The organism is Paraburkholderia sp. FW306-02-B (genome assembly GCF_058782725.1).
In genome coordinates this window covers 72,029-90,220 of record NZ_JBYSXZ010000001.1, presented here as the reverse complement: position 1 = coordinate 90,220, position 18,192 = coordinate 72,029, and the positions used below count along the sequence as shown (strand labels likewise).

General features: G+C 59.3%; 14 protein-coding genes and 1 pseudogene. 8 read left to right on the top strand and 7 right to left on the bottom strand.

All coding sequences use genetic code 11. The features are described from left to right. Positions 1–316: 316 nt before the first annotated feature. Complete coding sequence (locus tag AC3WOG_RS00350) at positions 317–1,882, top strand: EAL domain-containing protein (protein WP_492579681.1); 1,566 nt, start codon at positions 317–319, stop codon at positions 1,880–1,882. Between the two features lie 311 nt (positions 1,883–2,193). Here the strand turns inward: AC3WOG_RS00350 and AC3WOG_RS00345 are convergent, their stop codons facing one another. Beyond that, on the bottom strand, positions 2,194–2,403 hold the full coding sequence (locus AC3WOG_RS00345) for a hypothetical protein (RefSeq protein ID WP_492576104.1): 210 nt from the start codon (positions 2,401–2,403) through the stop codon (positions 2,194–2,196). Between the two features lie 231 nt (positions 2,404–2,634). Between AC3WOG_RS00345 and AC3WOG_RS00340 the strand changes: the two genes are divergently transcribed. Then, on the top strand, positions 2,635–4,446 hold the full coding sequence (locus tag AC3WOG_RS00340) for an ABC transporter transmembrane domain-containing protein (RefSeq protein WP_492576103.1): 1,812 nt from the start codon (positions 2,635–2,637) through the stop codon (positions 4,444–4,446). Positions 4,447–4,924: 478 nt separating this feature from the next. Here AC3WOG_RS00340 and AC3WOG_RS00335 read toward each other — a convergent pair whose 3' ends face one another. After that, a complete protein-coding gene (locus AC3WOG_RS00335) occupies positions 4,925–5,563 on the bottom strand; it encodes a putative quinol monooxygenase (protein ID WP_492576102.1) in 639 nt (212 codons plus the stop codon). 763 nt (positions 5,564–6,326) lie between these two features. On the opposite strand from AC3WOG_RS00335, the gene AC3WOG_RS00330 reads away from it, so the two are divergent. Then, positions 6,327–7,118, top strand: a complete 792-nt coding sequence (locus AC3WOG_RS00330; protein WP_492576101.1) for a hydroxyacylglutathione hydrolase — start codon at positions 6,327–6,329, stop codon at positions 7,116–7,118. A 341-nt stretch (positions 7,119–7,459) separates the two neighbouring features. Here the strand turns inward: AC3WOG_RS00330 and AC3WOG_RS00325 are convergent, their stop codons facing one another. Then, positions 7,460–8,833 carry a hypothetical protein gene (locus AC3WOG_RS00325; protein ID WP_492576100.1) on the bottom strand — a complete coding sequence of 458 codons (1,374 nt, stop codon included), beginning with the start codon at positions 8,831–8,833 and terminating at the stop codon, positions 7,460–7,462. Positions 8,834–9,460: 627 nt separating this feature from the next. Between AC3WOG_RS00325 and AC3WOG_RS00320 the strand changes: the two are divergent. From AC3WOG_RS00320 to AC3WOG_RS00310, 3 genes and pseudogenes are all read left to right on the top strand, one after another. Next, positions 9,461–10,755: pseudogene (locus tag AC3WOG_RS00320) on the top strand (recombinase family protein). Beyond that, positions 10,752–12,134, top strand: coding sequence for an asparaginase (locus AC3WOG_RS00315; protein ID WP_492576099.1), 1,383 nt, complete (start codon positions 10,752–10,754; stop codon positions 12,132–12,134). The pseudogene AC3WOG_RS00320 and the gene AC3WOG_RS00315 overlap by 4 nt, the downstream one beginning before the upstream one ends. A gap of 143 nt (positions 12,135–12,277) precedes the next feature. Then, positions 12,278–12,703 carry a lipocalin-like domain-containing protein gene (locus tag AC3WOG_RS00310; protein WP_492576098.1) on the top strand — a complete coding sequence of 142 codons (426 nt, stop codon included), beginning with the start codon at positions 12,278–12,280 and terminating at the stop codon, positions 12,701–12,703. A gap of 750 nt (positions 12,704–13,453) precedes the next feature. On the opposite strand, the gene AC3WOG_RS00305 is transcribed toward AC3WOG_RS00310, so the two are convergent. After that, complete coding sequence (locus AC3WOG_RS00305) at positions 13,454–13,825, bottom strand: YciI family protein (RefSeq protein ID WP_171929655.1); 372 nt, start codon at positions 13,823–13,825, stop codon at positions 13,454–13,456. 363 nt (positions 13,826–14,188) lie between these two features. After that, positions 14,189–14,764, bottom strand: a complete 576-nt coding sequence (locus AC3WOG_RS00300; protein WP_429261044.1) for a TetR/AcrR family transcriptional regulator — start codon at positions 14,762–14,764, stop codon at positions 14,189–14,191. A 130-nt stretch (positions 14,765–14,894) separates the two neighbouring features. Here AC3WOG_RS00300 and AC3WOG_RS00295 point away from each other — a divergent pair, with 130 nt between their 5' ends. Next, positions 14,895–15,629, top strand: a complete 735-nt coding sequence (locus AC3WOG_RS00295; RefSeq protein WP_429261043.1) for an SDR family NAD(P)-dependent oxidoreductase — start codon at positions 14,895–14,897, stop codon at positions 15,627–15,629. A gap of 102 nt (positions 15,630–15,731) precedes the next feature. Continuing rightward, positions 15,732–16,331 (top strand): NADPH-dependent F420 reductase, encoded by a 600-nt coding sequence (locus AC3WOG_RS00290; RefSeq protein ID WP_492576097.1) that lies wholly within the window; start codon positions 15,732–15,734, stop codon positions 16,329–16,331. A 533-nt stretch (positions 16,332–16,864) separates the two neighbouring features. Here the strand turns inward: AC3WOG_RS00290 and wrbA are convergent. After that, positions 16,865–17,485, bottom strand: coding sequence for an NAD(P)H:quinone oxidoreductase (gene wrbA, locus AC3WOG_RS00285; RefSeq protein WP_492576096.1), 621 nt, complete (start codon positions 17,483–17,485; stop codon positions 16,865–16,867). 23 nt (positions 17,486–17,508) lie between these two features. Next, positions 17,509–18,192: a type 1 glutamine amidotransferase domain-containing protein gene (locus AC3WOG_RS00280; protein ID WP_492579680.1), complete on the bottom strand. Its 684-nt coding sequence runs from the start codon at positions 18,190–18,192 to the stop codon at positions 17,509–17,511.

Genomic DNA, 18,192 nt, shown 5'->3' with positions numbered 1-18,192 from the left:
GGACAAGAGACCTTGGTCGACGATGCTTTAATCTTCCGCTTGCTGCCGTAGGCCAAAGCGAACGCTCGCCGCGTGCAGAAAAAGCGCCAGAGGGTCATCTTCTCCTTCGTCGATGAGACGTCCGGATGTTAAGAAGGACGCGCGCTCTGATTTTATGGCACCCGCCCCGCTGGCCCGTTCGCAATAACATGTTTGTTAAATTCGTCTTAAGATACGAACACACCGGCTATACCAGACATCCGTTTCGGATGCCGCCAGTTCTCTCCTTTTGCCTCACGCGACTATGCATGACACATCGGAAGCTGTCGGCAAGACGATGCCAAGTGGGTGGTTCAGCAGCTTGATTACCGACTGGCGCGGGGTAAAGCTGCGCCTCTCGCTACTCGTCGCAATCGGCTGCGGCGTTGTCGTCCTGCTGACCGCCCTTCTGCTTGGCGAGCAGTACGCGGCTAGCGCGGTGGCCAAGCGTGAAGGTCTGATCGGCAACGATCTGGTTGCGTCCGTCGACAGTATCCTGAATCTCGTCAGGTCGCGCCGTCGAACTGAACTGGCGGCGCTCGCGGGACGACCGTGCGGGGATGTCCTGCGTTCCCTGGCGAAGTTGCAGACATACGTCCGGTACATTCGCGGGGCGAATCTCGTGGTCGACGGACGCGTTTATTGTTCCTCCGGTCTGGGACCGATCGACGTTCCGCTATCCGTCTATCTGACTTCGACCGCCGAAGGTGCCAGTATCAACCTTCTGCCGCGGACCCCATACCACCCAGACGATCCGGTCCTTGTGATGTTCGATGCAACGGGTAAGGGCACGGGCATTCTGTACATTATTGCGGGCGACTATATTGCGGATGCTCTCTCCCACGGCGTCAGATACGGCGCGCAGTATGCTGCCCTGTCGATCGCGGGAGTGGGGCTTCTGACCGACGATGGTGCGTTCGTGCCGCTCTCGAAGTCCCCACCCTTTTACGCGACGCGCGTTGCATCCAGCGCGTGGCCGTTCTCCATCATGTTGTCCTCGTCGACGGAATTCGTTTCGCAGATGCGCTGGAAGTACGGGCTTATTTTTGGTGCTGCCGGCGTACTGCTGGACATACTTATTGTGGCCGCATATCTGCTGGTGTTCGCGCCACGCCGTCTACTTCTCGCGGCAGTTCATCGCGCGTTGCGGCAGGACGAGTTTCACATCGTCTATCAACCAATCGTAGACATCGCCAGTCGCGACGCAGTTGGAGTGGAAGCCCTGTTACGATGGCATCACCCGAAGTGGGGGCCCGTCAGTCCCGCTTTGTTCATGGGCGAGGTCGAGTCCAGCACGCTTCATGCGGCTGTGACGAGATTCGTGCTGCGCACGGTAGTGGCGGACATGAGCCGTCACGCGCCAATGCTGCCGTTGCGCGTCGCGGTCAACATCTCGCCAAGAGACTTGGAAAGGAAAGGTTTCGTCGCGGAAGTCCTGGCCGTGAGCAGCAGACTGCCGCAACGCGTCAGTCTTACTCTGGAGCTGACTGAACGGTTTCTTCTCGATAAAAGCGTCCATACCGCGGCCATCTTCAGGACCCTCAGGACACAGGGAATCAAATTCGCGATCGACGACTTTGGTACACACAACAGCAACCTCGATCTTCTGGGACGGTTTCCTTTCGACTTCGTGAAAATTGACCGTCAGTTTGTGAGCCAGGTCGATACGGGCGGTGCCGAGCTTATCAAAGGCATTGTGTCCATGGCCAGGCACTTTGGCGTGCAGATCATCGCCGAAGGTGTGGAAACCGAGGCTCAGCATCAGGCGCTACAGGATGTGGGTGTGCCGTTTGGTCAGGGATACCTCTATCAGAGACCACTGCGAGCCGAACAACTCGCGTCAAGGCTGCAGGAACACAGATAACTAACCGCGGTCCGCGAGCGTCCAGTTTGCGGCGCTCAGCAGATATTGGGCGCCACAATTCAATAGGCCGCTCAGGGTCGTGTGCTGCCGATCGCCAACACGCAGCGGCTGGTCAGGCCCGGTTATTTACGCTTGCCCCCGAACGGGCAATCGTGGCCGACCGCATGGGTCGACGACAAACCGTTAGCAACATTGCTGACCTGTGGGCGTTCAAAGTTCGGTTTGGCCGGAGCGAAACGGCGCTGAGTGGCGATACGGCCCAATTCCTGAGAAACCTGCTGGCGACCGGCACATTCCTTATCAAACCGTGGCTAGCGACGTCCGCTGCGGCCCCATACATAGCGCACCCACCGCTGCCACCGGCTTTGCGGCGGAGCGGGTGAGTTGTGCGCAGCCTGCGCTTCGCGGTCGCGCTCGACGCTCTTCCGTACCTGTTCGTGGATCTGCCGCAACGTCATGCCGCCGGCGCCTTTCAGTTTGTCGGGATCGGAATCAGGATCGAGGTCGGGATTGTGTGTCATGGGAGTCGCTTGTTCCTGATGAGGCGGCTTGATCTTGATACGGATGCGCAGTCGCAGCAAGCATGTGGAAGCAGGTCGCTGACCTGCGCGTAGTCAGACAGGCGCGCAGTCCGCAGCGGTGTAAGCGAGCCATGAGCCCTCATGGATCAATGACAAGCATGCACGCGGACTGACTCCGAATCTGCAGGACTGGCACAATCGAGGGGAGCCTCGAGCCGCTCAGGAATCCTCATGCCAGATGTCGCCCCGTCTACTCCGCGTATCAGTCCCCTGTTCGCCCTGTTGCCCTTCCTGCGCCCTTATGCCGGACGCTGGGCGCTCGCCTTCGTGGCGCTGGTGACTTCCGCGAGTGCGACCCTGGCATTGCCGGTGACGTTCAAATATCTGATCGACCGGGGCTTCGCCGGCGGCAACCGGGCGCACATCGATCGCTATTTCCTGGCGCTATTCGCCGTTTCGCTGGTACTGGCCGGGGCCACGGCGCTGCGCTTCTATTTGGTGTCGTGGCTCGGCGAGCGGGTCACGGCCGACTTGCGGAAGGCGGTCTACGAGCACGTGCTGGGGATGAGTCCGCAATTCTTCGAGACCACGCAGAGCGGCGAGGTGCTGTCGCGACTCACCACGGACACCACGTTGATCCAGACGGTGGTGGGCACCAGCCTGTCTATGGGGTTGCGCAACTTCTTCCTGCTTACCGGCGGCTTGGCGATGCTGGCGGTGACGAGCCCTGTGCTGTCGGGCTACATCATGGCCACGCTGGTCGTGGTGGTCGCACCCATCGTCATTTTCGGGCGGCGCGTGCGGAGGCTCTCGCGTGCGAGCCAGGACAAGGTGGCGAACGCGAGCGCGCTGGCGGGGGAGGTGCTCAATGCCATGCCGACCGTGCAATCGTTTACGCAGGAGCCCCGCGAGGCGCGGCGGTTTGCTGGCATGGTGGAAGCGGCATTCGAGACGGCGCTCACGCGCATTCGGGCGCGCGCCTGGCTGACCGCCGTGGTCATCGTGCTGGTGTTCGCGGCTATCGTCTTCGTCCTGTGGCTAGGCGCGCAGGCGGTGCTGGCCGGGCACATGACGGCTGGCCAATTGTCCCAGTTCATCCTCTACGCAGTGATCACCGCCGGGGCTGTGGGCGCGGTCGCCGAGGTGTGGGGCGATCTGCAGCGGGCTGCCGGCGCCACCGAGCGACTACTGCAACTGCTGGCGGCGCGCTCGCCGGTGGCGCAGGCCGAGGCCGCCGTTCGGCTGCCGACGCACGGGGACGGCATCCGCTTCGACAACGTTAGCTTTTCGTATCCGTCCCGCCCCGGCATCGCCGCGCTCTCCGGCCTCTCGCTCGATGTCCGCCCGGGCGAGCATGTCGCATTGGTCGGACCGTCCGGCGCCGGTAAGACCACCCTGTTCCAACTGCTGCTGCGCTTTTACGACCCGCAGGCCGGCAGCATTCTGATCAACGGCGTCCCGACACGGCATGTGCCGCTTGCTGAGTTGCGCCGGGAAATCGGGGTGGTACTGCAGGAATCGGTGATCTTTTCAGGCAGCGTGCTCGACAACATCCGCTACGGCGCGCCCGAAGCCACACTCGCTCAAGTTCAGCAGGCCGCCGAAATGGCCGCCGCGGCCGGCTTTATCGAAGAACTGCCGCAACGCTACGACACGTTTCTCGGCGAGCGCGGGGTACGGCTTTCTGGTGGACAGCGTCAGCGCATCGCGATCGCCCGCGCGATCATGAAGAATCCGCCCATCCTGCTGCTCGACGAGGCCACCAGCGCGCTCGATGCCGCCAGCGAACGGCTGGTGCAACGGGCGTTGGACAACGCCGCGCAGAATCGCACCACGCTGGTCATCGCGCACCGCCTCGCTACCGTACAACAAGCCGACCGCATTGTCGTGCTGGAACAAGGTCGCATCGTCGCGCAGGGCCGTCACGCCGATCTCCTTCAGACTTCGCCGCTCTATGCGCAGCTTGCCGCCCTGCAGTTCGGCGAGCCGCTGGGGCAGACGGAGCAGCGCGGCGCTGTGCGCGATCACGTCGACTCTGCGTGAAGACACGATTCAGGTCGCCCGGGCAGCCAAGGCGCGATTGTCACCCGTTAGAAGATCGACTGGCCGTGGTCCGGCCGGCCAACGGGTGTCCGCCAGCGGCCGGGCCGAACGGTCGCGTTACCGGTCGAAAGCACCGCCCGACACATCCGTGCACGGAGGTTCCGTCACGATGCTGGCCCCCATCGGTCGCGATCCGCAACCGTCCGCAAAGACCGACCAGCCGCAGATAAATGCTTCGCGAATGACAGGCTCATGGTGGCCCGGAAGCGGCTCATCGAGAGCCGCGCCGCGGCTGAATGGCCCAAACGGGTCGAAGAACAACCCTCAACGAACACGGACGATCTTGCCCGAAAACTCTCGGGGCCGAGTACCGCCACGCGATGCTCACTCGCTGAGCCCTAACGATACGACACGGAGGCAGATTCCAACCTGTGGGGAAGGTTCCCTGTCAGGCCTCGTTCGCCGTCTGCTTGACCGTTCACCGCGCCCCCGTAGACTGGTCGGCCCATTTTGCGTCGACCACGTCGGGCATTCCGATATCCGGCACGCTACCCAGCAATGACAGCGAATGCTTGGCGAGTTCCCGAGGAACATGCCCCGTCAAGTGCGCAAACCGACCGCCGTTGTCGGGGAAGACGTCAAAGATGCCGAAGTGATCGTCGTCAAAGCGGATGGCAAACCAGGCAGCGGTCTTGGGTTCCTGCTCCACGAGTGCTTGCGCGTCGCGAAGGAACTGCGCGACCTGTGACTCATGGCCCGCCTTTGCCTTGAACGTGAGGAGCAGCGCCTTCGTGACCGGCTCGCCCGATGATGTTGAGGGCAACTTGTCAGCCAGGACGTCGAACTCCTGAATCAGCGGCGCTCCGGCAAACACGCTGCCGCCGGCATCCAGCAGTGCTTGTGTAACTGGCCCCGCCAGATGCGCCTCGCGGCCGGCATCGTCTGGGAACACGTCAAAGATGCCGTACTCCGATCGCCCGAATCTGATCGCGAACCACGCGGTCGTTGCGGCTTCCGCCCGACCCATCGCGAGAGCCGAGCGCAGGACGTCTTCCGCCATGGCGTCGTCGTTGCCGGCCTTGACTTCCAACCTGACGAGCAGACCTTTAGTGCCCATGAGACACCTCCATTCGTGGTCGACTGACCGTGAGCGCGTCGAGCGTACAGTCCTTCGACGTTAACAAGCCAGCAGCGCCGCGCAGTAGAGCCAGTGCGCTCCCTCCAGAGGACACCTTCGGTCCTGCGATCGTCGCCGGCGGCACCGGGCTAGACATCTCGCCCGGCGATCCTGCGCGTGTGCAATGCACCTCAACTGACACGATAGTGGATTTCGCCTCGCCGTTCCAGGCGGGTTCGCTGGAACCGGCTTGCCCTGATGACCCTGGCATCTGCAGTTACACGAACTCGCTCGCGACACGTCTGCAAGTCAGGAGCCGGAGCGTGCCGACGTCCGGTGCTGGCCGGACCCGGTCCCAGGCTGGCGGCGGTGGCGACTCCAGTTTGCTGCGCCGGCCCGCTGAACTGAAACCGGCGCGAGGCGGCAGCGGGCATGCTGAACGTGTTTCGGCGAGATGGCGGAGTGATCCACCACTTTTGGGGCGCGGAACTCCTCTTCGAACCGCCCGATCCCGGACAGGATTATCGCCACGTCGGTACCATCGAACCGCTCTGGAGCCTGTTTGACCTTACCCCCGAGGGACGTGGCTCCGACTGTCCTGGTTAGAGCAATGCCAACAGAAGTTGAACGACCGCTGCTACCATAGCTGAAGATCAAAGCCTGCGTGTCGCGCCTGCGGCGATGCGGTCCCATGGGCGTCCGGTCGGTAACATGGCTTGCTACCAATGCCTGTTCGTCGGCAGCAAGCCGTCGGGAGCACACGATGATCGTCGAGCGTATCTGGACTGGCAATGCCTACCGCAACTTCAACTACCTGATTGCGTGTCCGGAAACTGGCGAAGCGCTTGCCATCGACCCCCTGGACCATGAAAAGTGCCTCGCCGCCGCGAAGGCCAAGGGTTGGCAGATCACCCAGATCCTCAACACCCACGAGCACCGAGACCACACTGGCGGCAACGAAGCGATGGTCGCGGCCACGGGCGCCAAGCTGCTCGCTCATTTCAAGGCCGGCGCCCGCATCGCGGGGGTGGACCGCGGTGTCAAGGCCGGAGACGTCATCAAAGTCGGGAAGCGGGTCGAACTCGAATGCATGGACACGCCGGGTCACACCATGTGCCACATCTGCCTGCGATCACATACCGACCAGCCGGCGCTGTTTTCCGGCGACACCCTTTTTAACGCTGGCGCCGGCAATTGTCACAACGGAGGCGATCCGAGCGAGCTGTATGCCACGTTTGTGGGCCAGCTCGCCAAACTGCCGGATGACACGAAGATCTACCCCGGGCATGACTACATCGAGAACAATCTGAGGTTCACGTTGTCGCTCGAGCCGGAAAACGCCGCTGCCCGAGCCCTGCTTCCCCGCGTGGCCGGTCATGACCCGAAGACCTCGATCGTCACCACGCTTAAGGATGAAGAGCAGTTCAACACCTTCTTCCGGCTCACAAGCGCAAGTGTGATCGCCAGGTTGCGGGAAAGCTTCCCGGATCTCCCGGAAGAACCCGATGCCAGGACGGTGTTTCTCAAGCTTCGCGAGTTGCGCAACAGGTGGTGACGCAGCAGGGCGCGGAACGTTGCCGCTTACCGCAATCGGGCCATTTCTGTGTAGAGGCATCATCGAAGGCAGAGGGGGCCGAACCTCCGGGTTCACCCTCGCCAAAGCAGTCCCCGGCGGAAGCCGGCCCCAGCCAACAAGACGCTCCAACGAGCGTTCGCTTTCAACTGGAGCGAAGGACGCCTCTGTTGGATCGAAGGCGGGTAGACAGGCTGCATGCGGCCAGGAGCGGTCCTTTGCCTGCTTCCCAAGAATCGTTTCAATCGAGACCCGCAGCGAGACACAGAGGATCAAATCAGTGAAGGAAGCCGAATTTGTTGAAATGCTTGCGCGCCTCTCAGTCACTCATAATGCGGACGACGACCAACTGCTAATAAAGGCGGCGGACGCCCGTGAAATGTTCGATTGGCCGGTGTCTGCGGAGAAGTCGGCAGCACGACTGCTATCCGAGCCATTGGGAATCCGAGAACCTCTCGTTTATTTAAATTTCGGACATCCGAATAAATTGTGAGGAACCAGTAGAAAAGACTCGAGTTAAGAAGAACCAAAGCAGTCTCAGCATCCAAGCGATCAGAAAATGCGATTTCCTTCAACTCGGACGGCGGCCGCTCAATTCCATCATCATCTGTAATCGAAGGAATGAAACTCAATATTTGGACAAACCCGCTTAACTTACGTGTGTAATAGATGACATGCTTCTGACGAGGCCTAATCACAGCGCCGATCGGCATCGCTGACTTTGAGAATTTAGCCAAAATTTCTGGCTCGATTTCCGATCCAATTTTAGGAATTGAGCCCTCCCAATTGTATTGCCCGCTATTCGGTTGATATTGAAGTAGCGGGAAAAGGTTTGGACGGGCATGCGTATTCCATTTATTATATTTTGTACTAAACAAGCCATCTTTGCCCCGATGAACGAGCACAATCGAAAGCCTGATATGCTCCAACCTGTCTCGGAGTAGGCGTTTGTCGTCGGCAGTGATTTTGCCGTCATGCGACGTCTGCAAGGCGCGAAAGCGTCCGAAAAGCTCTGCAAGATCCGCAGTGCTTGTCTTGATCAGTTCACGGTGCCCCTGATCACTTGCCAACGTATTCGCGGCGTCAAATTGTGCCTCTGTCGCATAGCCGACCAAAGTGTTTCCAGCACGAATATTAAAATCGATGTCTGGAAGGGGTTCCAACTCCTTGTCCGCATCGACCTGCGAAACTAATTTAAGAAAAAGACGTAACTTACAGATTTCAACTGCTTCGTGCATGATGTCCACGCCGAAGAGATTGTGCAAGATCACGCTCTTATAGATAAAGTAGCGGCGCGAGGGATGTCGACCAACCTCGTCGAGGATGTTCACAAAATCAGATTCAACCGGTTTTCCAAGCTTCAACGCGTCTTCGACGAAGCCCTCCATCCGGTCGAGACAGGCCTCGTAAAGCTGCTCCAGCACGTTTAAGGCAGCGAAGAGAAACGCTCCGGAGCCACAGGTGGGATCGAGAATTGTAATTCCATGATGATATTTCTCGCCGGGATTCTCTGGTGCTCGGCCAACGATTGCTTGCCATACCGCGCGCAGTAGTTCAGGCCCGGTGCAGGTGTCAATTACGTCCTGCATGAATTGGCGAATATCGAGATTTAGCGCTACCAGATCTGATGCGCTCTTTACCCCCCCGCTAATCATCTTCTCGCGTAATGCCAGCGTGCGTGCACGCCGCGCCATCATGAAATCGCCCCGACTTTGCCTTGCCTGCGGCAATCCGTTTCATCCCCTTTTGCGGGTCCCCAATCAACGGTACTGCTCGGCCGCGGCGTGTCAGCGTGAACGCCGGCGCCGCTGGCAACGGCGGAGACTTCGCGTTGACGCCGACTACCGGGATAACCAGGCGCGGGCGCAATCGAACTGGCGCGCTCGTCACCCGGATTACTGGCGTCAATATCGCGCAACGCACCCAGCCTATCGGGAACGCAATTGCGCGATGCAACGGAAGCGGAACGCACGACGAAGTTCCAGCCCGGTTGCAAACATGGACGCGTCACCGCCTTGCCGGCCGACCGCGTCGGGGTTCTACATACTGCGCCGCGCCGTCGAAACCGGTCTTGCAAAGATGAACGCGTGCACCGTGCACATCGCGGTGCTGTCGGCACCAAATGGACCACTCATACGTGATTGCAAAGAGATGACGTGATCGACTTCCGCGCCGAGCCTGCTACCTTTGCCTTGTACCCGCTATCAATCAAACGCCGCCGCACAAAATGTGCGCCGGCATATCAGGTCAAATCTCCATCGTCCGGCGCCCCGCCGCACGCGGAGGTTGAGGGAGCGGGGTTCGACGCTGGCTGGAGCAGGACCGTGTTACTCGATCACACAGGCGATGCCGTCGTCTTGCAGACCTCTTCGGTACGGGCGGCCGAATACGTTCGCATGTCGACCGAGCACCAGCAATACTCGACGGAGAACCAGCGCGACAGGATTCGTGAGTACGCTACGCGGCGCGGTCTCGAGATCGTTCGCACCTACGCTGACGAGGGTAAAAGCGGTCTGCGTATCGACGGGCGGCAGGCGCTGCAGCAACTGATCAAGGACGTCGAAAGCGGTCGCGCAGATTTTCAGGTGATCCTCGTCTATGACGTGAGTCGCTGGGGGAGATTCCAGGACGCGGATGAAAGTGCGTACTACGAGTATGTCTGCCGGCGTGTTGGCATCCAGGTTGCCTACTGCGCTGAACAGTTCGAAAACGACGGCTCGCCGGTGTCCACCATCGTAAAAGGAGTCAAGCGGGCGATGGCCGGCGAGTACAGCCGGGAATTGTCAGCCAAGGTGTTTGCCGGCCAGTGCCGGCTGATCGAGCTCGGCTTCCGGCAGGGGGGACCGGCGGGATATGGCTTGCGCCGCGTCCTCATTGATCAGCACGGGATCATGAAGGGAGAGCTTCAGCGAGGCGAACATAAGAGCCTGCAGACCGACCGCGCCATCCTCATGCCAGGGCCCGAGAGCGAAATCCGGATTGTCAATCTCATCTACAGCTGGTTTATCGACGGGTCGTTAAATGAATATGAAATTGCGGCCCGGCTGAACGGCATGCGCGTTCGCACACATCTCGATCGGGAATGGACACGAGCAACTGTTCGGGAGGTACTGACCAACGAGAAATACATCGGCAACAACGTCTACAACCGCGTGTCGTTCAAGCTCAAGAAAATGCGCGTCGTGAATACACCGGACATGTGGATCCGGAAGGAAGGTGCATTCCAGTCGATCGTGCCAAGCGAAGTGTTTTACACAGCACAGGGCATCATGCGGGCGCGCGCCCGGCGCTATTCGAATGAGGAGCTCATCGAGCGTCTGCGTAACCTGTACCGCAATCGTGGATTCCTGTCCGGCCTGGTTATCGACGAAACTGATGGCATGCCATCAAGCTCCGTTTACATGTACAGATTCGGCAGCCTGATCCGCGCATAGCCGTTAGGCTCGACCACGCGAATTCGGCAGCGCTCGATTATTACCTCCTGCCGCGCCTGGATTTCGGCCAGCCGCGCATCAGCCTCGCCGACCAGAACAGGATTGAGTTCGAGAGTTACCATTTTGACACGCTCGATTATCTCTACGGCATGGCCGAACGGGCCCGTCTCCGGAGGGTGGCATGAATCCGCAGCAACAAACCGGCGAGGTCCGGATGATTCCGGTCAACCAGATCGAGGTCATTAATCCTCGCGAGCGTAACAATCGCGTCTTCAACGAAATCGTCGGCAACATCAGGGCGATCGGCCTGAAAAAACCAATCAAGGTCACGCCGCGCGCCACTGAGGATGGTGTCGAGAAGTATCTGCTCGTGTGCGGCGAAGGCCGCCTGAAGGCTTTCCGTTCACTCGGCGAAACCACCATCCCGGCGATGGTTGTGAATGTCAGCGACGAGGATGCATTCATCATGAGTCTCGCCGAGAACATCGCCCGTCGTCAGTGCCGGCCGCTCGAACTCCTTGCAGGCATCCGGCAATTGCAGGAGCAGGGATACACGCCGAAGGTAGCTACCGCGACGCGCAATGGTCACGTCGAGCGCAGTCACTGGGGGTCGATCGCAATCACAGATGCCCAAGGTTCGTTGCTCGCATGGGCTGGAGACCCGGATGTCTACGCATTCTCTCGCTCGACCATTAAGCCGTTTCAAGCGATTCCGTTTGTGCGGGATCACGGCCCATCCCATTTTGGATTTTCCGCCTCGGAAGTTGCGCTGTTGTGCGGAAGCCATTCAGGCGAAGATTCCCACGTAGCAGCGGTTAGCTCGATGCTGTCGAGGATTGGATTGTTGGAGCGGGATCTACTCTGCGGGGTCCATTTGCCGATTCAGTATGGCGAAGACAATTTGCCGCCTTCTGGAAGTCGCTTTGATCAACGACACAACAACTGTTCAGGGAAGCATACTGGATTCTTAGGGTATTGCTGCATGCACGGTCACGATCACACTGACTACGTCACGGACAGTCACCCGTTACAGCAAGACATCGTCCGGGAGATCGAACGGCTATCTGGGCTGCGGACGTCAGAGCTTTGGTTTGGCACGGACGGATGCAGCGTACCTAACATTGGCATGCCGCTGTCTCGCCTTGCGATGATGTGGGCTCGACTGGCTTCTGGTGCATCGGGAAGTAGCGCAAAAGAAGACGCCATATTGTCCGAGATCTTCGCGACGATGGCAGCGCACCCGGAGATGGTTTCAGGGACCGGCCGCTGTGACCTGGCGATTGCGCGAGCAACATCTGGAGATTGTGTCGGAAAGGTGGGCGTAGACGGCACATACGTAATCGGGGTTAAGAGCCTTGGTTTAGGAATCGCCATCAAGATTGCTGATGGCGACCTGTCAGCGCTTTACGCAAGCGCGGTCGCCGTCTTGAGGGAAATCGGGCTCGTCGACGATGGAAACGTCTCGGCTCTCTCCCGCTGGGACAATCCAAGGCTCTGCAATCTCCGCGGAATCGAGGTTGGCCAGCTTAAAACGATGGTGCACCTGAGTCGAACCTCAGGGTGAGTCGATCTAGCATCGGGCTTAGTTCGGCCATTAGCGGTCCGTGGCGCATCCCGCGAATTTGATGGTGTTATTGCAATTTGCATGGCAACTTACCCAACATTCGACAGGTGGGTACATTTAGTCGAACCACTACAGGAGGGAATATGTCTGAGCGCGACACAAAGCTCCACGGCTGCTGGCGGTTGGTTTCTTTTGATACTGAGCTTCAGGATTCAAAGGAGCGCACTCAACCGTGGGGCGCCGACCCCAATGGGTACCTCATTTTCGGCTCTGGTGGGCGAATGATGGTACTAGTTACCGCAAAGGCGCGGGAGCCAGGGAATACAGATGAGAAACTGGTGGCACTTTTCCGTACGGTGATGTCCTATACAGGACGGTATCGGATAGATGGGGATAGGTTCATCACAAAGATTGACTCATCTTGGAATGAAGCCTGGAACGGCACTGAGCAGGAACGATTCTACAAGCTTGATGGAGACACGCTCGATGTCAGTACGGCCTGGATGCCGAATCCGTTAGTATCAGGAAATCCAATAGGAAGGGCTATTCTCAGTTTTAGACGCGAGTAATTTTCCCTACGCTGAGTTCGCAACTAGTCGCTAGTTTGCAGGCCATCAACTCGACGGTGAGTCTGGCAGCCAGGCAGCCACCTTTGAATGACCGCATTGTGGCGGCCTCCCGGTCGGCTTTGGGTCGCGTTTTGTCGATCGACACCGAGGCAGGTCGAGCCGCCGATGCGGTTTGCATGAGGCAGTACGATCCGCGTTTAAGGTCCACGTATGAGCGCAAATGTGCACAATTATGATCGGGTGTCCGCTCTCATCTTCGTTGTGGTAGCGACCGCGATATTCAGATGGTTACGGTGGCGAAATGCCAAGGCGTCAGGGATCACCCGATTGCAGTTCGCCGAGATAGTGTCTAGGCCCGGGGAGAAAGAGCTATTAAATGCACAGTGGCTTCGATTGTTCGGGTGGATTCTCATTCTTCTCCCGATTTTCGGCGGCTCAATATCGCTAATTCGTCATCGAGACACCCTGTTCATGTTGATAGGCGGAATGGTGCTGTTAGAGATATTTCTTGGCGGACTTGGGTGGTTCATGCTGTGGATGGCAAGCCAATGCAAGGGACGCGCACGCCAGATGGGAGCAACTCTGTAGGGTTTCCGAATGTCCGTTCTCAAGCAATTGGAAGGGCTGCCTTGGGTCGACAGGCGTCGCCGCTCGGCCCAGAAGTAGCATTGTCGCGATGACTCACGAAGCCGTGAAGGTGTTTGAGGAGAACAGAGCCCCAACGCATATTTGAGACACGCGTCCAAGCCCTCATCGGGACCAGTAGAAATCCACGGGGATAAGCTCGACGACCCATCCACCTTCTTCGCCCAGCGTGGCCGCCGGGTGCATGGAGGCGATGCGCAACGCCTCGTCATGGGTATCCGCCTCGATGATGAACAGGCCGCCCACGACTTCCTTCGACTCGGTATAGGGCCCATCGGTGACGTGCGTCTTGCCACTGCGCGGGCGGAGCGTCCTCCAGTTGTCCAGATCGCCAAGCGATGCGGAAATCAGTACCTTGTCGGTAGCCCGCATCTTGTCGTCCAATGCGGGGCATTGGCTCACCAATTTCTTGACGTCGTCTGGCGCCATCGCGGCGAATTTATCGGGGGTGAAGTAGGCCAAGCCGAGGTATTTCATGGGAGATCCTTTGGGTGTGAATAACCTGACGACGAAGCTGATGATCGAAAATCGACAATCTTCTGAAAAGTTTGTAGCGGGTCTCGCCAGACTGTCCGCTTTTGGGGTCGCGCGGTGCCGACCGCCGGGCTCGTGCTGCACATGCGGATCGCGTGAGGCAGAGGTCGGCCATGTGCGGTCGCTGGGTAGTGCGACAGTTCAGCCGCTCCAACGTCTTATCGCCTTCGTCAACAGCCGCTCAAAACTCCCGACACGATCAGTTGCATTCGTCACCTTTGCCAAGACTTTTGCGCATAGTGTCGCCGGCGTCGGTCATAGAGGACGCCATCCGACGCAATGCAGACAACAATTCGTTGGACTCGGTTACGTTGCCTTCTTGATATCGTTGCCAGGCCGATTTGTCAGGATGGCGCTCGTAATAACGTGAAAGAGATGATCCCCCCGTGGCGCGAATCCGGGCTGGCCGACGAGCCAGCCGAGCGCCGACATCAGGGCGAACAGGTCGACCCCATCGATATCGGCGCGCGCCGTTCCCTCGGCTTGAGCGCGGAGCAGTAGTCGCGCACCCGCTGAACGCAGCGCTGTGCTCGAAGCGTGAAGCGCGGAGTCCGGGTCCGCGTGCGCGGTCGCAAACAAGGCGCAAATACCGTTATAGGTATGAACGAATGCAACCCCTTCGCGAAACCAGGACACCAGCGCTTCGTCAGGTGGGTTCGACGTTTCGAGTTCGGCCGCCTGCTGTATCAGTTCGTCCACGTTCATGCGCAGCAACGCTTCGAACAAGGCTTCTCGTGTCGGGAAATGGCGAAATAGTGTGGCCAGCCCGACGTCGGCCCGGCGGGCGATATCTCGCATGGACGCATCGGCACCATGCTCGGTGACGACGTCACGCGCGACTGCAAGGAGATGGTCGTAATTCTTTCTGGCGTCAGCTCGCATAAATTGCCTTGACAAACGGATCAGTGATCCGAATATAATGAGCCTGTATCCGGATCAGTGATCCACAAGATACAGCACATTTGTGCAGATGGGAACAGAGGCGCAGTACGACACCACGAAAGGAGATGTCATGGGAAAGCTTGAGGGTAAGGTTGCAGTCATCACGGGTGGATCGAGCGGCATGGCGCTGGCGAGCGCCAAGCGGTTCGTTGAAGAAGGCGCGTATGTTTTCATCACGGGCCGGAGGCAGGAGGCGCTCGACGAGGCCGTCAAGCTGATTGGCCGGAACGTGACCGGCGTGCGCGGCGACGGGGCCAATCTGGACGACCTCGACCGCCTGTTCGATACAGTCAAGCGGGAAAAGGGCAAGATCGACATCCTGTTCGCGAGCGCAGGCACGGGCGAAGCCGTCCCTCTGGGCGAGATTACCGAGCAGCACTTCGATGCGACCTTCGGTCTGAATACGCGCGGAACGCTGTTTGCGGTTCAGAAGGCGTTGCCGCTGTTCAACGATGGCGGGTCGATCTTCATGACCGGGTCAGTTGCTTCGGTGAAAGGTTTTCCTGGTTATGGCGTGTATGCGGCGAGCAAGGCGGCGTTGCGCTCATTCGCACGCACGTGGCTTAACGAACTGAAGGGCAGGAATATCCGGGTGAACGTGCTGAGCCCGGGGCCGATCGCCACACCGATGCAGGACCAGGTTCTCACCGAGGAGGCGAAGCGGATGTTCGAATCCCTGATCCCGCGGGGAAAGATGGGGCGTCCTGAGGAAATTGCGACGGTCGCGCTGTTTCTTGCTTCAGACGATTCGAGCTTCGTGAATGGGGTGGAGTTGTCTGTCGACGGCGGCTTCTCGGCCATCTGAAATCGCGCCGAAAGCGTGTAGAAGGATCTTTCAACTCGACGAAGGTGATCTGATTTGTGTCAATAAATATGGATTCCTTACAATACTGAATGGAGAGTTCGCATGAACTATTCGATTATTGGCTTCGGCGCGGTAGGCCAGGCCCTCGCCCGAGCGTTTGCAAGAAAGAATATCGATGTGACCGTCGCCAGCCGGCGCCCTCCCGAGACGCTGATGCAACGGGCACGAGCGATCGGCCCCACCGTTGTCCCCGGGACGCTGCAGGATGCAATCGCGTCCGACACGATCTTCCTCGCGGTTCCGTTTTGGGAACATCGCGAAGTCGCGAAGCAGATCACAACCTGGCAGGGCAAGACGATCATCGACACGACAAATGCTTTTGGTGTTCCCGTTGAAGACCTGGAGGGTCAGCCGCCGGCCGCGGTTGTCGCCAAGGCGTTTACCGGCGCCAGGTTCGTAAAGGGCTTTAACCATCTGCCTGCTGCCGCCCTGGCCGCTGATCCGAGCGTGAATGGCGGAAGCCGCGTCGTTTTTTTGTCGAGCGATGACGAAAATGCGGTGGCACCGGTCGCTGCTTTGGCCGAACAACTCGGTTTCGCGCCGATTGCGCTAGGACCGCTCAAGGATGGCGGCTTGCTTGTCCAAGGCAGGGGGAATACCTGGGGTCAACTGATCTTCAAGGATCTCGTCAAGTTCAAATAGCGGCGCCTCACGACGAAGTCACAGCGGCCACGCACATCGCTAAACGCTTGCTGGTGATTTGACCGAGATTCCGTTGGCGCTTCTGAGCGAGTGCATGATGGCCGCTCGCGACCCGTCGGCCGCGAGCGCCCGTACTGCAGACGTGATGCGGACGGATGTCCGTTCGGAATTGGAAAGCGGCCGTTGCCAACACGGTGACCCGAATGACGGCTCGGGGTCGGCATGCGACATACGCGTGTGCCGGAAGCGGCACCAAACCGATTGTCCGCCAGCAATGAGCTTTGTGACACGAATCAGCTCACAAATCGGCTCAAACTTGAGCCGATTCGAAAGTCGCCGTGGCACCAGATGCCGGCAGACTGAAGGCGTGCTCAGGCAAGGGTAGCAGACACACGCGATTTGGCCGCGAAGCGGACGCTTAGGGGTCAGCGCCTATTGATGCGGAAGACTCTTTGGGAAAGTCCTGGCGGGCTCAAAAGTGAAGTGCAGCACTTTGCTTCGTAATGAACCCGCCGACATCTATAGCAACGCCCTTACTTTGCCGCGAGCTTCCCGGCGATCTGCGCCACGTGACGCCCCTGGAAGCGCGCAATGGCCAGTTCGTTGTCGCTTGGCTGTCGGGAGCCGTCAGCCTTGGTGACGGTCGAAGCGCCGTAGGGCGTTCCCCCCGAGATTTCGTCCATGTTGAGCAAACCCTGCTCGGAATAAGGCACCCCCACGATCACCATGCCCTGATGAAGCAGCGTGCTATGGAAGCTCGTGATCGTGGTCTCCTGCCCGCCGTGCTGGCTCGCGGTACTGGTAAACACACTGCCGACCTTGCCGATCAGGCCGCCGCTCATCCACAATCCGCCTGTCTGGTCGAGGAAATTGCGCATCTGCGCGCACATGTTGCCGAAGCGTGTGGGCGTACCAAAGATGATGGCGTCGGCTTGCGTCAGCTGCTCGATGGTGGCCACGGGAACGTGCGCAAACGCCGCTCGCGCCGCTTTGGCACCGCTCTTTTCCAGCACCTCGTCGGGCACCAGTTCAGCAACCTGATGGAGCGAGACCTCCGTGTTCGCAACCTCGCGCGCGCCTGCGACGACGGCCTCCGCCATTCGATAGATGTGTCCATACATGCTGTAGAAGACCACTTGAACCTTGACTGTCATGGCATCTCTCCTGGTTCGTCATGTCAGGCCACGCCTAGCCTCGCCAGAAGCGCTTTTGCCGCAGCTTCCGACGACGCGGGATTCTGGCCAGTGATCAGGTTCCCGGCGACAACGACATGCGATTGCCAATCCGGTCCTTTCGAATACCTGCCCCCATTCTTCTTCAACATGTCCTCGACGAGGAAAGGCACCACTTCGGTCAGACCTACGGCCGCCTCTTCCGAATTGGCAAAACCAGTGACGGCTTTATCCTGCACGAGCGGGGCGCCGTCTGGCGCCTTTGTATGCCGCAGGACACCGGGAGCATGGCAAACCGCGGCGACGGGCTTACCGGCCGCGTACATGGCTTCGATCAATGCGATCGACTGAGAATCTTCCGCCAGATCCCACAGTGGTCCATGCCCGCCGGGATAGAACACGGCATCGTAGCCCGCAGCCGAAACAGTCGAGAGCTTCGCTGTATTTGCCAAAGCCGCCTGTGCGTCCTTATCGTTCTTGAAACGCCGTGTCGCGTCGGTTTGCGAATCCGGATCGTCGCTCTTGGGATCGAGGGGCGGCTGCCCGCCTCTGGGCGACGCGAGTGTCATCTCGACGCCTGCATCCTTGAGCACGTAGTAAGGCGCGGCAAACTCTTCGAGCCAGAAGCCGGTTTTCCGGCCCGTGTCGCCGAGCTGGTCGTGTGAAGTCAAAACCACCAGGATTTTCAT